General features: G+C 64.6%; 14 protein-coding genes. 10 read left to right on the top strand and 4 right to left on the bottom strand.

Features of this window, described 5'->3' with window-relative positions; all coding sequences use genetic code 11:
• Positions 1-16: 16 nt before the first annotated feature.
• Both CEY11_RS09660 and CEY11_RS09665 read right to left on the bottom strand, forming a co-directional pair.
• A complete protein-coding gene (locus CEY11_RS09660; RefSeq protein ID WP_158215257.1) occupies positions 17-982 on the bottom strand; it encodes a Bug family tripartite tricarboxylate transporter substrate binding protein in 966 nt (321 codons plus the stop codon).
• Positions 983-1,196: 214 nt separating this feature from the next.
• A complete protein-coding gene (locus tag CEY11_RS09665) occupies positions 1,197-1,667 on the bottom strand; it encodes a MarR family winged helix-turn-helix transcriptional regulator (RefSeq protein ID WP_088603147.1) in 471 nt (156 codons plus the stop codon).
• Between the two features lie 245 nt (positions 1,668-1,912).
• Between CEY11_RS09665 and CEY11_RS09670 the strand changes: the two genes are divergently transcribed.
• The 6 genes from CEY11_RS09670 to CEY11_RS09695 all read left to right on the top strand — a co-directional run bounded on the left by CEY11_RS09670 (position 1,913) and on the right by CEY11_RS09695 (position 8,465).
• On the top strand, positions 1,913-2,929 hold the full coding sequence (locus CEY11_RS09670; RefSeq protein WP_269845277.1) for an NAD(P)H-dependent flavin oxidoreductase: 1,017 nt from the start codon (positions 1,913-1,915) through the stop codon (positions 2,927-2,929).
• A 72-nt stretch (positions 2,930-3,001) separates the two neighbouring features.
• The gene (locus CEY11_RS09675) at positions 3,002-3,727 is read left to right on the top strand and encodes an enoyl-CoA hydratase/isomerase family protein (RefSeq protein ID WP_088603149.1); all 726 of its coding nucleotides are present in this window, start codon (positions 3,002-3,004) and stop codon (positions 3,725-3,727) included.
• 9 nt (positions 3,728-3,736) lie between these two features.
• Entirely contained in the window at positions 3,737-4,942 is a 1,206-nt protein-coding gene (locus CEY11_RS09680) for a CaiB/BaiF CoA transferase family protein (protein ID WP_088603150.1), read from the top strand.
• A gap of 95 nt (positions 4,943-5,037) precedes the next feature.
• Positions 5,038-6,021 (top strand): Bug family tripartite tricarboxylate transporter substrate binding protein, encoded by a 984-nt coding sequence (locus CEY11_RS09685; protein ID WP_088603151.1) that lies wholly within the window; start codon positions 5,038-5,040, stop codon positions 6,019-6,021.
• Positions 6,022-6,073: 52 nt separating this feature from the next.
• Positions 6,074-6,832, top strand: coding sequence for an enoyl-CoA hydratase/isomerase family protein (locus CEY11_RS09690; protein ID WP_088603152.1), 759 nt, complete (start codon positions 6,074-6,076; stop codon positions 6,830-6,832).
• A 1-nt stretch (position 6,833) separates the two neighbouring features.
• Positions 6,834-8,465 (top strand): AMP-binding protein, encoded by a 1,632-nt coding sequence (locus CEY11_RS09695; RefSeq protein ID WP_088603153.1) that lies wholly within the window; start codon positions 6,834-6,836, stop codon positions 8,463-8,465.
• Between the two features lie 128 nt (positions 8,466-8,593).
• Here the strand turns inward: CEY11_RS09695 and CEY11_RS09700 are convergent, their stop codons facing one another.
• Positions 8,594-9,454: a class I SAM-dependent methyltransferase gene (locus tag CEY11_RS09700; protein ID WP_088603154.1), complete on the bottom strand. Its 861-nt coding sequence runs from the start codon at positions 9,452-9,454 to the stop codon at positions 8,594-8,596.
• A gap of 327 nt (positions 9,455-9,781) precedes the next feature.
• Between CEY11_RS09700 and CEY11_RS09705 the strand changes: the two genes are divergently transcribed.
• Both CEY11_RS09705 and tam read left to right on the top strand, forming a co-directional pair.
• The gene (locus CEY11_RS09705; protein ID WP_088603155.1) at positions 9,782-10,396 is read left to right on the top strand and encodes an LON peptidase substrate-binding domain-containing protein; all 615 of its coding nucleotides are present in this window, start codon (positions 9,782-9,784) and stop codon (positions 10,394-10,396) included.
• 23 nt (positions 10,397-10,419) lie between these two features.
• A complete protein-coding gene (gene tam / locus CEY11_RS09710) occupies positions 10,420-11,196 on the top strand; it encodes a trans-aconitate 2-methyltransferase (protein ID WP_088603156.1) in 777 nt (258 codons plus the stop codon).
• A gap of 46 nt (positions 11,197-11,242) precedes the next feature.
• On the opposite strand, the gene pdxR is transcribed toward tam, so the two are convergent.
• Complete coding sequence (gene pdxR, locus CEY11_RS09715) at positions 11,243-12,667, bottom strand: MocR-like pyridoxine biosynthesis transcription factor PdxR (protein ID WP_088603157.1); 1,425 nt, start codon at positions 12,665-12,667, stop codon at positions 11,243-11,245.
• 210 nt (positions 12,668-12,877) lie between these two features.
• Between pdxR and CEY11_RS09720 the strand changes: the two genes are divergently transcribed.
• A complete protein-coding gene (locus tag CEY11_RS09720; protein ID WP_088603158.1) occupies positions 12,878-13,351 on the top strand; it encodes a GNAT family N-acetyltransferase in 474 nt (157 codons plus the stop codon).
• A 147-nt stretch (positions 13,352-13,498) separates the two neighbouring features.
• Positions 13,499-14,185: a TetR/AcrR family transcriptional regulator gene (locus CEY11_RS09725; RefSeq protein WP_088603159.1), complete on the top strand. Its 687-nt coding sequence runs from the start codon at positions 13,499-13,501 to the stop codon at positions 14,183-14,185.
• The last annotated feature ends 1 nt before the right edge of the window (position 14,186 follow it).

Here is a 14,186-nt window from a genome sequence, read left to right on the forward strand (position 1 = left end):
CAGGCTGCTTCCCGTGTCAGTCTATATGTATGCCCGCGCTCTCGATCAGCTTGCGGTAGCTGGCCGTTTCCGTCTGTACCAGCCGCGCCAGATCCTGGGGGCTGCCCTCGAGCGCCACATTGCCGCTGGCCTTGAAGCGCTGGAGCAAAACCGGATCCGAGAGCGAGGCGTTGATGGCGTCGTTCAGGCGTTTGACCACCGCCGGGCTGGTGCCGGCCGGGGCGAACACGGCGAACCAATTGCTGGCGTGGAACCCCTGCAGCCCGCTCTGCGCGATCGTCGGCAGCTCGGGCAGTTCGGCTTCGCGCGTTTCTCCGGTGCTGCCGTAAGCCTTGACCTTGCCGGCCTTGATCTGCGGCAGGATGGTCGGCACCGAGTCGAACAGCAATTGGATATTGCCGGCGATCAGGTCGCTGAGTGCGCCGGCGGTTCCTTTGTAGGGAACGTGGGTCAGCCTTATGCCGGCCCGCGCCATGAAATCGGCCGCGACCAGATGGGTGTTCGAGCCGACACCTGCCGAACCGATATTCAGCTTGGACGGATGCGCCTTGGCATAGGCAATCACCTGCGCCAGGGTGGACATCGGCAGCTTCTTGCTTCCCAGCAACACATAGCTGAAGCGCGCAACCGGAGAAACAGGCGCGAAATCATGCTGCGGGTCGTAGCCTATATCTTTCTGTATATAGGGGTTGATGACGAAGGCGGCCGCGCTGCCCAGCAGCAAGGTGTAGCCGTCCGGCTTTTCCCGGGCAAGCTTGCGTGTTGCCAGCACTCCGCCGGCACCGGGCTTGTTTTCCACGATTACGGACTGATGCAGCTTCTGGCTCAGGGTCTGGGCCAGGATCCTGGCGACCAGGTCGCTGCCGCCCCCGGCAGAGAAGCCGACCACCAAGGTAACCGGATGGTCGGGATATTCGGCATGGGCCATGGACATGGCGCCAAAAGCCAGGCATACGCCCAGCATCCTGATGTATCGCTTCATGAGGCTCCTCCCTTGCGTGCATGCGTCGGCCCGAGCGCGGCAATACGGCGCTGCCGAGCCCATCAAGCCAGCCAAACAAGTTTCAATAATCAACTATAAAGTTGTTTTTGTCAACTAATAGACAGGAAGAGAGGCGGGCAGAAGCCGATTTGAAGGAGGAAGTTTTTAGGCCTTGCAGGCGCCACTGCCCGCGCGGCCCCGGGCCAGGGAACCCCTAGCGTTTTCTGCCGCCATGCAGGCTGCCGAACATGACCCTGGCCCGATATAAAAGCTTGTCGAGCATGAAGTCGAGCTGTTCTTTCTCGGCGGGGCTCAGGGCATCGAGCAGATCCTCGTTGCGGCTCAGCGCCAGCGGGAACACTTGGGCGTACAGCGCCTCGCCCTCGGGCGACAACGACAGCTGGATGCCGCGCCCGTCGCGATCATCGGCGCGCCGCGCGATCAGGCCCCTGCGCTCCAGCGAGGCAATCGACCTGCTGGCGCGGCTTTTGTCGATGTTGGCCTCTTTGGCCAGGGCCTTGAGCGACATGGGCTGAAAGGCCGCCAGCAATGCGAGAAACCGCCAATCCTGCTTGTCCAGCCCATAGCGCTCTTTATTGAGGCTTTCGGCAATAGCGCTGGAAAGAAACGCAAGATGATTCAGGCGATATGAGAAAAGCTCTTTGATATGGGCGGGCTGCTTCATAAATGAATATGTAAAAAAGTGGCGGACGGCCGGCGCCCGGTGGACGGCAATGCCGCCCGCGCCGGGACGGCGCCAAGCAATCGAAAACTTTCCCCGACGATTGCCCGTCGTCAACAAAATTGGTTGAATTTGTCAACGGGATAAGATAGCATACCAATATGGTTGCTAAATACAACTATATTTTTTGACAACCGGTCTCCAGCCGGCCTCCGGGCTCGAATCCCGCGCCGGCCTGGCTCCAGACCCTGCCCTCCACGTCATCAACGCATCACGCCATGAAAACACGCGCGACGAGCCTGCTAGGCATAGAACACCCGATCATCCAGGCCGGCATGAGCTGGGCGTCATCGTGCGCGGCGCTGCCCGCCGCCGTATCCAATGCCGGCGGGCTGGGCATGCTGGCCGCGGGCCCCATGCGTGTGGCCGACTTCAGCCAGGCCCTGGATCAACTGCGCCGGATGACCACGATGCCGTATGCCGTGAACCTGCCGCTGTATCGCCCGGAAGCCGCGGCCATGCTGGATATCCTGTACGCGGAACGCGTGCCCGTGATCTTCGCCTCCCAGGGCGGCCCCGCCAAGCACCTGGATCGCTTCCATGCGATCGGCACCAAGTGGATCCACGTCGTCAGTACCGTCGAGCATGCCCGCAAGGCCGTTGCCGCGGGCGTGGACGGCCTGGTCATCGTCGGCGCCGAAGCCGGCGGCCACCCTCCGGCCAATCAGGTCGGCACGCTGGTCATCGTGCGCAAGATCGCCCGTGAATTCGACATCCCCATCATTGCCGGCGGCGGCGCCGCGGACGGCTACGGCATTGCCGCCCTGCTTGCGCTCGGCGCCGATGCCGTGCAACTGGGAACCCGCTTCCTGATGACGGAAGAGGCCGCGGTGCATCCCAACTACAAGCATGCCGCCCTGCGGGCCGAAATCGACGGCACCACGCTGGTCGGGCGCAAGGGCTTGCCGGTGCGCATGATCCACAACGATTTCGCACGCCACATGGAAACCGTGGACGCCGGCCCGTTCGACCAGCAAGCCTATGCGGCGGAATTCAGCAAAAGCACGCTGAAACAGGCCGCGTTGGAAGGCAATGTCGACTGGGGCAAGGTCGAAGTGGGCCAGTCCGCCGGCCTGGTCGACACCATACTTCCGGCGGCCGAGGTCATGCGCACTTTGGTGGCCGAACTCGAACATGCCTGGGCGCGCCTGTATGCCATGCATGGCGGCGCCGAACACAGGCAGGCCGCCGACATCGTCAGTTAGAGCCCGTTCATCCCAAGCGGGCACCCCGCGCCCGCCGCGGCCCGATCAACACTCAGAGAGGTAAACGTAAACGTGTCCACACTACTTACGCAAATACATGGGGCCGTGCTGCAAATCAGCCTGAACCGCCCCGAAAAGCACAACGCCTTGAACACGGATCTGACCCAGCGGCTGCTGGACAGCCTCGAGGTCGCCAAACACGACCCGGAAGTGCGGGCCATCGTCCTGCACGGCAAGGGCAAGTCTTTCTGCGCTGGCGCCGACACCGGGGAATTCAAGTCCTTCGCCCCCGACACGGGCAATGCCGCGGTAGACCGCGCCGACCTCACCACCGCCCTGCACCTGGCATTTTCGCGGACGGCCAAGCCCGTCATCGCCGCCGTGCACGGCAACGCGCTGGGCGGAGGCGCCGGCCTGGCGCTGGCCTGCGACATGGTCGTCATGGCCGAAGACGTCCGCTTCGGCTACCCCGAACTGAAGCACGGCATCGTCGCCGCCGTGGTGCTGGCGAACCTGGTGCGCCAGGCCGGACTGAAACATGCATTCGAGCTGGTATCGATGGCCGAGCCCATAGACGGCCACCGTGCGCTCGCGCTGGGCCTGGCCAACCGGGTATGCCCCGCCGGCGAGGTGCTGGATCAGGCCCTGGCGCTGGCCGGCAAGCTCGCGGCCTGGAGTCCGGCCGCCATGGCCACGACCAAGCGCACGTTCTATCGCGCTGCGGATCTGTCGCTGGAAGCCGCACTGGCCGTAGGCCGCGATGCCAACGTCATGATGCGCGGCTTCGACAAGAAATAGGATGCGGCGATGAGACCTCTGGATGGTATCAAGATACTCGACTTGTCGCGCGTGCTGGCCTGCCCTTTCGCCACCATGATACTGGCCGAACTGGGCGCCCGCGTCATCAAGGTGGAACAACCCGGCAGCGGCGACGAAACGCGCCACTTCGAACCCAAGATTCCGGCCGCCGACGGCAGCGGGCGGGAAGAATCGGCCTACTACTTCGCCTTCAACCGCAGCAAGGAGTCGGTCACCGTCAATCTGCGGCACCCGCGGGGCGGCGAAATCATACGTGAGCTGGCGGCGGGCGCCGATGTGGTGCTGGAAAACTTCCCCACCGGCAGCCTGAAGAAATACAACCTGGACTACGAGTCGATACGGGCGGCCAACCCCGACATCATCTATTTGTCGTGCACGGGCTTTGGCCAGACCGGCCCATACGCGCCCCGCAAGGGATACGACACCATCTTCATGGCCATGGGCGGGCTGATGAGCCTGACCGGGGAAAAAGGCGGCGGCCCGGTCAAGCCCGGGCTGCCCATGGCGGATCTGACCTCGGGGCTATGGATCGCCATCGCAGTCTTGTCCGCCGTGATCGGCAAGCAGGCCGGCCGCGGCGGCTGCCACGTGGACTTCTCCATGTTCGACGGCCAGGTGGGCCTGCTGTCTCTGGCCGCGGCACGCTTTTTCACGCTGGGCGAGGTGCCCGCGCGCATGGGTACCGAACATCCGGGCCGGGTTCCTTCCGCCGCCTTCGAGTGCGCCGACGGGAAATGGCTGCAGATTACCGGCAGCGACCAGCACTGGAAGCCGCTGTGCGAACTGCTGGGCCTGCAAGACTGGGCCGACGATGCCAGCCTGGCGCGCAATGCCGCACGGGTGGCGCGGCGCGAAGAGGTAATGGCCGGCCTGGCGGCCGCCGTGGCGCGCCTCGATCGCAAGACTCTGTGCGAACGCTGCGACGCGGCCGGCGTGCCGGCGGGCCCCATACTCGACATCGACGAAATTTTCGCCGATGCCCAGGTGCGGCATCGGCATATGGTTCAGGGCTTCGACCACCCCACGACGGGGCACTTCAAGGCGCTGGGCCTGCCTTTCAAGTTCACGAACTACCAGAACCCCCGCATGGAACGCCCGCCGCTGCTGGGCGAGCACACGGCGCAGGTGCTGGCTCGGGAACTCGGCCTCGACACCGAAGAGATCCAGGAGCTGGCCGCGGCCGGCGCCATCTGAGCGCCCGAGCCACCGAACCCGCACCTTCATCACCCAAAGCCACATCGCGGCTTATACAACGCAGTTATCGAGCAGACACACACAAGGAGACCAACATGTTCATACGCATTTCACGCCCGGCCAAGGCCTTGTTCGGCGCCACGTTGCTGGCCGCAGGAGCCCTGGCATCCGCCCCCGGGCTGGCGGCCTACCCGACGCAGCCCATCAACTTCGTCAACCCTTACTCGGCGGGCGGGCCCAGCGACATACTCGGCCGCATCGTGTCCCAGAACATGAGCAAGATCCTGGGCCAGCAATTCATCGTGCAGAACAAGCCCGGCGCGGGCGCGGCAATCGGCGCCGCCTACGTCGCCCATGCCTCGCCGGATGGCTACACAATGCTGATCGGCACCGCCGCGGCCCATGCCGTGTCGCCCTTGCTGGAAAAGACGCCCTATGACGGCATCAAGGATTTCAAGTTCGTCGGCATGATCGCCAACATTCCCAACGTGCTTACCGTATACCCCGCCACCGGCATCACCACGGTCAAGCAATTGATACAGGAAAGCAAGGCGCACCCCGACAAATTCAGCTATGCCTCGGCCGGCAACGGCAGCTCGCCGCACCTGACGGGCGAGAATTTCAAGCTGGTGACCGGCGCGAAAATGCTGCACGTTCCTTACAAGGGGGCCGCGCCGGCCACCACCGACATGGTCAGCGGCCTGGTGCAAGTCGGTTTCATGAATCTGCCCGCGGTGCTGCCTTTCGTCAAGTCGGGCAAGCTGCACGCCCTGGCCATCGCGGCAAGCTCGCGCTCGCCCACACTGCCCGATGTGCCGACCTTCGCACAGCTGGGCTACTCCGGCTTCGAAGGCTCCAGCTGGTACAGCCTGGCCGTGCCCGCCAAGACCCCCGATGCCGTCGTCCAAACGCTGTACTCCGCATTGGCCAATACCATGCACGACCCCAAGATACTGAAGCAGCTCGCTGCGCAAGGCATAGAGCCATTCCTGATGGATCCCGCGCAGACCAAGGCCTTCATCATCAAAGACCAGCAGCGCATCAAGGGGCTCTTGAAAGCCGCGCATCTCATAAAGTAGTCATGCAGCGTGGCGCATCGCCCTGTTTCACTTCCCATCATCGAGTCCGTCCATGAGTTATCAAACCCTAAGCCTAGAAGTGGATGCCCAGGGCATCGCCACCCTGACACTGAACCGCCCCGACAGCCGCAATGCCCTGAACGTACAGATGTGCGCAGAGTTCCTGCAAGTGCTCGACGCCGTTGAACAAGACCCGCAGGTGCGGGTCGTACTGGTGCGCGGGGCGGGAACCGCTTTTTGTGCGGGCGCCGACCTGAAAGAACGCAAGACCATGAGTCACGCGGAAATGATGGCGCGCCGCATGGCGGGGCTCACCGCCTACAACGCCATCGAGAAAGTGTCCCGGCCCGTAGTGGCGCTGGTGCACGGCCCGGCCTATGGTTCGGGATGTGAAATCGTCGCCGCGTGCGACTTCGCCTGGGCTACCGAGCAGGCCACTTTCCGCTACCCCGAAGTGGGCTGGGGCACGGTAGGCGCCACGCAGCGCATTCCGCGCATTGCCGGCTTGCGCGTGGCCAAAGAGCTGCTGTTCACCGGCCGCATCTTCACCGCGGCAGAGGCACTCGAATACGGCTTGGTCAATCGCGTCCTGGAGGCGGGCCGGTTCGAATCCGAAGCCCTGGAAATGGCCCGCCACATCGCCCAGGCGCAGCCGCTGACGGTCAGCCTGACCAAGCATTCGCTGAACGCCGGCGTCGAAACCACGCGCGAGGGCGCCATGGCGATAGAACTGCTGGCCATAGAGAAAAACCTGCGGGGCATGGACTGGAAGGCGGCCATTGCCGGCTTCGGCACCACCAAGGAGGCCTGAAATGCTGCCACGCCGCTTGAACCTCGCCCAGGTTCTGGACGATACCGTACAGCGCCATCCCACAAACGAGGCCTTTGTCTGCAATGGCACCCGCGATACCTGGGCCACGCTGGACGACAAAGTCTGGCGCACCGCCGCCGTCCTCTGGAAGCTCGGCATCCGCAAGGGCGATCACGTCGGGATAATGCTGGGTAATTCGATCCAGTGGCTGCAGGCCTTCTTCGCCTGCGCGCGCATCGGCGCGGTAACCGTGCCGGTGAACACCCGCTTCCGGACGGAAGAGCTGCGCTTCTGCCTGTCGCAGGCCGACATCAAGGCACTGGTCATGGCCGACGAATTCCTGGGCATAGACTTCAGCGCCTTGCTGCAGGAGGTAGAGCCCGCGGTTTCGACGCGCCTGCCGGGCGCAAACCTGCCCAGGCTCGAGCACGTGCTGGTGGTACATTCCAGCAGCAAAGAAATACCCGCCGGCGCGCAAGACTTCGCAGCGCTCGTGGCGGCGGCCGCGGCGGCGGATCTGGACGCCGTACGAACCCGGCATACGCCTGCGGCCCCCGACGACATCCTGTTGATTCAATACACCTCGGGCACGACCTCTTTCCCCAAGGGCGTCATGCTGAGCCATGACAATATGCTGTCCAATGCCGCCGCGGTGGCCGAACGCATGGGGGTGCGGCCGGACGACCGCTATTTCAGCATACGGCCGTTTTTCCACGTGGCCGGGACGACCCTGTCGGTACTGGTTTCCTTGACCGCCGGCTGCTGCCTGCTGACCTTGCCGCGCTTCGACGTCGCCGAGACACTGCGCATCCTGGATCAGGAAAAATGCACGCTGACTTCGGGCAACGACACCATATTCCTGATGCTGATGGCCCACGAAACCTTCGACCCCGCCAGGCTGCACCTGCGCGGCGGCTGGGCCGCCGCCGGCCCCGAAGTCATGCAGAAGATCCATGACGTCATGCGCGTTCCCGGCCTGTGCAATGCCTACGGCCTGTCCGAAGCGTCGCCCAACGTCGTGTTCTCGTCCTGGAACGACCCGCTGGCGCTGCGCGTCGCGGGCCTGGCCCTGCCGCATGCCGGAACGCAGGTGCGCGTGGTCGATCCGGAATCCGGCATCGCCCTGCCTCCGGACAATCCTGGCGAAATCCAGGTCAAGGGCTGGAACGTAATGCGCGGCTACTACAACATGCCCGACAACACCGCCAAGACCTTCACGGACGACGGCTGGCTCAAGACCGGCGACCTGGGCGTACTGAACCAGGAAGGGCGCCTGAGAATCGTGGGCCGCCTGAAAGACATGCTGCGCGTCGGCGGCGAGAACGTCGCGCCTTCCGAAGTCGAGGGCCTGCTGCTGACACACGATGCCATAGAGCTGGCCCAGATAGTAGGCGTGCCCGATCCGCGCCTGGGCGAAGTGCCCGCGGCCTTCATCGTGCTCAAGTCCGGCCATCACTGCACCGAAGACGAGCTCATCGCCTGGTGCAAGCCGCGAATCGCCAATTTCAAGGTTCCGCGCTACGTACGGATCGTCGACGACTTCAATGCCATAGGCATGACGGGAAGCTCGAAGGTTCAAAAAAACAAGCTGCGCGCGCACGCCATCACGGTACTGGGGCTGGAAGGCCGCTGAGCCGGCTTCCCCAGGCAGGCCATGGCGCCATGGCCTGCAGCGACGTCCGCCGCGTTTCGCGCAACGGCCGCGCCCCGAACGGGTGTTGCGTACAAGGACAAGATCCCAGCCCGGGGCGGCGCGGAATACTAAACGCGTGCAATCAACAACTCTTCCGCATTGGCGGGCGGCCGGAGGCCGTCGGGCCTTGCCGCGAAATACCGTTGCGTCAGGGCTTGCGCCGATACATGCTCGGCCTTGCCGAAGCCCGCGGCCCTGGCCATTTCCAGGATTTCCGCAGGCTTGAAGAAGCTGACGAACGGTGTGCCGCTCGCCCTTGCGCCCTTCTCGGCCATTTCCAGGGCGGGACGGATTCCGGGGTCGGCGAGCTGCAGCGGCAATAGAAAGGTCATGGCCAGCGTCGTGCCTGGGGCGAATGCCGCCACCTGGCGCAACGCGGCCGCGTTGGCTTCTTTGCTCAGGTACATGCTGACGCCGGTGGAGACCACCACTGCCGGCTTGCCGTCGTCGAAACCCGCGGCCAGCAGCCCGTCGCGCCAGGACTCATTCGCTTCGAAATCGACCGGCACGAAACACAGGCAGTCCGGGATGCCGAAGCCCAGCTCGACCAGGCGCCGGCGCTTCCAGGCCTGCGGCCCCGGCCGGTCGACCTCGAACACCTTGAGGCGCGAGGCGAGTTCCGGCCGGCGCTGGACGAAGCTGTCCAAGCCGGCGCCAAGAATCACATACTGGCTCAAGCCGCGGCCGGCCTGCTCCGCCACCATGTCTTCGATATAGCGGGCGCGAGCCACGATAGAAGCGCGGAACGGCCGGGTGAATTGCGGATCCATATCGCCGCGGCCGCGCCAGTTCGGCTCGGGAGCCAGCAGCTGCAGGCCGACCTCGTCCTCCAGCACATGCGGAGGCGGGTCAATTTGCACGTGCAGGGCGCGCCACAGCGCGACCCGGGCGGCAGTGCTGTCGGGGGCGATGTCTGGGGTATCACTCATACATGCGACTCGCTTGTTGCGGCGATCATGACCTGGGCCGGCTAGCACTCGCGTCTCAACGGCCGTGCGTGCCGCTTGTTTGCCGCTTGTCGACGCGATTCCGGCATGCCCTCATGTTACTACCATGCTCAGTGCAGGCCCTCGCGGTGCCGCGCCCGCCGAAGGGCTCTTCGACATGATCACGGCACCTGGGTTTTCGACAACATTTGAGACAGAGCCCATTCTCGATCGACAATCCTGTCCACCTATTAAAATAGCGCAACACCTATGTCGACATCCGGTGACAATCGGCCCAGGCCCGTACTACCGCCGAGTTCCGCACACACCATGGCCATCATCCCCCTCTTCCCTCTGCAAACAACCTTGTTTCCCGGGAGCCATCTGCCCTTGCGCATCTTCGAGGTGCGCTACCTGGATCTGATCAAGAAATGCATCGCGGACGGCACGCAATTCGGCGTGGTGGCGCTGCTGAGTGGCGGGGAGGTGCGCACGCCGCAAGGCGGCGAAGTGCTGGCGGCTCATGGCACCATGGCCCGCATCGATGCCTGGGAGGCCCCCATGCCGGGCCTTTTGCATGTGAAATGCTCGGGCACGACGCGTTTCGCGCTGTCGGGCAGCACAGTGGGAAAATACGGCCTGTGGCACGGCGAGGCCGCCGAACTGGCCGAGGATTCGCGCGTCCCGATCCCGGCCGCCTTGCAGGCCGCCGCCAATCGGCTCGGCAGCCTGATCACCGAGCTGCAGAAGAATCGCGTGCCGGCCGAGGAAATGCCCATATCGCGCCCGTACCTGCTGGACGAATGCGGCTGGGTGGCCAACCGCTGGGGCGAGCTGCTGCCGCTGCCGGTTGCCGAAAAACAATTATTGCTGGCCATGGACGACCCGGCTGCGCGGCTGGCATGGGTGCACAATTATCTGTCCGCCAAGAATCTGCTTTCCTGAACCTCGCACATTGTGGAGCCCCGATGAAAGACTGGAACCCCGAACTGTATACGCGCTTCGAAGCGCAGCGCACGCGCCCCGCGCAGGAGCTGCTGGCCCGTGTGGCCCTCGAGCACCCGGCGCACGTCGTCGACCTGGGCTGCGGTCCGGGCAATTCCACGGAGTTGCTGGCCGACCGTTTTCCCGGCGCGCGCATAAGCGGCATCGATACGTCCGAGGCGATGCTGCAAAGCGCCCGCAAGCGTCTGCCGGGCTGCACGTTCGATCTGGGCGACATCGCCACATGGCGCCCCGAAACGCCGCCCGACCTGATCTACGCGAATGCATCGCTGCAGTGGGTTCCCGATCACGCAAGCCTGTTTCCCAAGCTGATGTCCAGCGTGGCGCCGGGCGGTGTGCTGGCCGTCCAGATGCCGTCGAATCGCGACGAGCCATCCCACAGCTCGATGCGCGAGGTGGCTGCCAGCGGCCCCTGGGCCACAGCCATAGGCGATGCCGCCGCGGTGCGCATCAAGGTGCAGCCACTGGCCGACTATTACGACATGCTCGCTCCGCTGTCCGAGGAAATCGATGTGTGGTGCTGCATCTATTACCACCAGATGCCCTCGGCCGATGCCATCGTCGAATGGGTGCGCGCCACCGGGCTCAAACCTTTCGTAGAACGCCTGCCGGCCGACCAGCAGGAAGCTTTCATCGATGCCTACCGCCGGCGCATCGACGCGGCCTATCCGCGGCAGGCCGACGGCCTGCGGCTGTTGAAGTTCCCGCGTATTTTCATGGTGGCGCGGCGCAAGCGGTAAAAGCCTGCCAGGCTCACCATCTATAGGCAGCGCCGCGGCGCACGGTTCAACGGCGCATCAGCTCCAGCAGGCGCGCGCCCAGTTCTTCGGCGCGGCCCTGCGAGGCGATATTGGTAAAGCCCAGCATCAGGCCGGCGTGGCCGGCCGGCGCCGTGGCCCAGCTTGCCACGGTATGGCTGTACATGCCGTGCTCGAGCATGCGCGCGACCAGGCGCTGTTCCGCGCGGCGGCTGCCCAAGCGCAGCAGCAGGTGCATGCCGCCGGGCCGCTCGTCGATGTGCGCACGCCCGGCCAGGGCCCGCGCCAGGCCGGCGGCGGTCGCGCTGCGGCGCTCGCCGTATAGTTTTCTCATGCGCTGTATGTGCCGCACGAAATGCCCCTCTTCCATGAACGCGGCGACGATCGCCTGGGTCGTGTGCGGCACGCCTATCGACAGCACCTGGCGGGCCCGCAGGAAATTGTCGACCTGCGCCTCGGGCACCACCAGGTAGGCCAGGCGGATGCCCGGGAACAGCACCTTGCTGAAGGTTCCCGCATAGAGCACGCAGCCGTGGCGATCCAGGCTTGCCAGCGCCGGCAGGGGCCGGCCCAGATAGCGATATTCGCCGTCGTAGTCGTCTTCGACGATCCAGGCCTTGCGCCGCACCGCCCAGTTCAGCAGCGCCAGGCGCCGCGGCAGCGACAAAGACACGCACAAAGGGCTCTGGTGGGCGGGAGTGACCACCGCGGCCCGTGCGCCTGCGGCAATATCCACGGCTCGCTGCACCGCCATGCCCTCGGCGTCGACCGGTACGGGCACTGGCTGCAACTGCAGGCCTTTCAATACCGCCCGGGTCGGCGGATAGCCGGGATCCTCGACCCAGACCGAGTCGCGCGGCCGCAACAGCGTACGCGCGATCCACTGCAGTGTGTCGTGATAGCCCGCCGTGACCAGCACCTGCGCCGGATCGCAGTCGACGCCGCGCGCCATGCGCAAATAGGCCGCGATGGCGCCACGCAGGGCCGGCAAGCCGGCCGGATCGGGAAAGGACATGTCGCACGGCTGCATGGCTCGCGCCTGGCGGGCGCCCAGGCGCGCCCAGATTTTGCGCGGGAAGGCGTCGAGCGCCGGCAGCCCCATCTGGAACGGGCGCATATGCGCAGACTCGAAAAGACTGCCGCCCGTGCCCGCCGCGGCATGGCGCGGCGCAGCGGCCTGCACGGACTCGAGGCGCAAGCCCGGGCTGACCATGGTGCCCGCCTGGCCGCGGCCTTGTATATAGCCTTCGGCCTCGAGCAAGGCATAGGCGGTTTCGACCGTGCCGCGGGCCAGCCCCAGCTCTTTGGCCAGCGCCCGGGTCGACGGGATGCGGCCGCCCGGCTTGAGCGCGCCGTCGGCGATGGCGCCGCGCAAGCGGCCATACAGCTGCCGGTACAAGGGTTCGGCCGCGCCGGTGTCGACCGCCAGCAGTTCATCGATGGAAGAATTCATGGCCCAGCCGAAATGACGATTCTTGGATCTTTGGATTATGACATCACGGCCCTAGGATAGACGCACGAGCCAGCGCAAGACTACCAGTCTCTGCGCCCCCATGCAGCGCACGATGCAGCAAGGCAGATAAAAGGCGCACTGGCCGTGGCTGCTGCGAGAACGCTTGCGCTGAAGCCTGCCGTCAAAATCCAATTCGAGCGATTCCACCCCATGAACCAAGCCCACAGCAACGACAGCCCGCGCGAAGCCGCCGCCATCCGCCACGCGGAAACGGAACAGGAACTACGCGCATGTTTTCCCGTGATGCACGAGCTCAGGCCTCAGCTCACGGACGAAGAAGACCTGCTGCAGCGCATACAGCGCATGCGTGGCCAGGGATACCAGTTGCTGGCCGCCTGGCGGGGCCACAAGCCTCTTGCGCTGGCCGGCTACCGCCTGCAGGAAAACCTGATCTACGGCCGCTTTCTATACGTCGACGACCTGATAGTGACGCAGGCCAGCCGCGGCCAGCGCCTGGGCGCGCAGCTGCTGCAATACCTGCGGGCTCAGGCGCACAAAGCCGGATGCGATGCCTTGGTGCTGGATACAGCCTTGTCCAACGCGCTGGGCCAGCGCTTTTATTTCCGGCAGGGGCTGCTTACAAGGGCGATCCGGTTCAGCGTTCCGGTAGCGGAGACTGCTTGATCCATACGCCGCTACACAAGAAAACATCTGAATAACCGGCCCGCATCTCCTCTGCCTCGTCCGGGCCGGGATTCAACCCATTGACACGCCAGGATTCCCATGTTTACCATACGGTAAATTTACTGTTTGGTAAGTAACTTATCCGACATGCCGAACCAGTCTCGCACTCGCGGCCGGGCCCATACCCTGGCCGCCATCATCGACGCAGCCCGGAAGGAATTCGCCCTGAAGGGCTATGCCGGCGCTCGCATGGAGTCGATCGCCCAGACAGCCGGCATCAACAAGGAACTGATCTACCACTACTTCCGCAGCAAAGAGCACATCTTTCAGGAAGTCCGGGGCCTGCATCGCACCGACGTGCTCACCAACGATGCCCGCCTCGATCCCGCCACCGATCCTTCGGGCGCCACAGATGGCCTATTTGCCTGGCGTTTCGACACCGCCGCCAAACACATGGAGTGGGTCAGGTTCCTGACATGGGAAGCCGCGCAGAGCCAGGACGACAAGGTGCCTGGCGAGCAAGGCCGCCGCGAAGGAATGCAGCGCACCATAGACAGGCTGCGCGAAGCACAGCAGAACGGCCGCATCAGCAATGCGTTCGACCCGCGCCTATTGCAGTTGGCCGTGTTTGCGCTGGCGACCTATCCCCTGGCCTATGGGCAAATAACCCGCATGGTGACCGGCAAATCGCCGTCCGATCCCGCTTTCCAGAAAGAGTGGCACGAGTTTCTCCAAAAACTGGGGGAAAGGGTACTGCCCCCGTCGAAGGTGGAAAAAGCACCCGCCAAATCAACCAGGCCAAGAGCGCGCAAGCGCGCTAATCCTGGCCAATAGC

The sequence above is a fragment of the Candidimonas nitroreducens genome, assembly GCF_002209565.1.
GTDB classification, from domain to species: domain Bacteria; phylum Pseudomonadota; class Gammaproteobacteria; order Burkholderiales; family Burkholderiaceae_B; genus Candidimonas; species Candidimonas nitroreducens.

Coding starts and splice junctions, on each gene's coding strand:
- CEY11_RS09705 (WP_088603155.1), top strand. CDS start 9,782: ATGGCCATCATCCCCCTCTTCCCTCTGCAAACAACCTTGTTTCCCGGG.
- CEY11_RS09695 (WP_088603153.1), top strand. CDS start 6,834: ATGCTGCCACGCCGCTTGAACCTCGCCCAGGTTCTGGACGATACCGTA.
- tam (WP_088603156.1), top strand. CDS start 10,420: ATGAAAGACTGGAACCCCGAACTGTATACGCGCTTCGAAGCGCAGCGC.
- CEY11_RS09720 (WP_088603158.1), top strand. CDS start 12,878: ATGAACCAAGCCCACAGCAACGACAGCCCGCGCGAAGCCGCCGCCATC.
- CEY11_RS09725 (WP_088603159.1), top strand. CDS start 13,499: ATGCCGAACCAGTCTCGCACTCGCGGCCGGGCCCATACCCTGGCCGCC.
- CEY11_RS09690 (WP_088603152.1), top strand. CDS start 6,074: ATGAGTTATCAAACCCTAAGCCTAGAAGTGGATGCCCAGGGCATCGCC.
- CEY11_RS09685 (WP_088603151.1), top strand. CDS start 5,038: ATGTTCATACGCATTTCACGCCCGGCCAAGGCCTTGTTCGGCGCCACG.
- pdxR (WP_088603157.1), bottom strand. CDS start 12,667: ATGAATTCTTCCATCGATGAACTGCTGGCGGTCGACACCGGCGCGGCC.
- CEY11_RS09680 (WP_088603150.1), top strand. CDS start 3,737: ATGAGACCTCTGGATGGTATCAAGATACTCGACTTGTCGCGCGTGCTG.
- CEY11_RS09660 (WP_158215257.1), bottom strand. CDS start 982: ATGAAGCGATACATCAGGATGCTGGGCGTATGCCTGGCTTTTGGCGCC.
- CEY11_RS09700 (WP_088603154.1), bottom strand. CDS start 9,454: ATGAGTGATACCCCAGACATCGCCCCCGACAGCACTGCCGCCCGGGTC.
- CEY11_RS09665 (WP_088603147.1), bottom strand. CDS start 1,667: ATGAAGCAGCCCGCCCATATCAAAGAGCTTTTCTCATATCGCCTGAAT.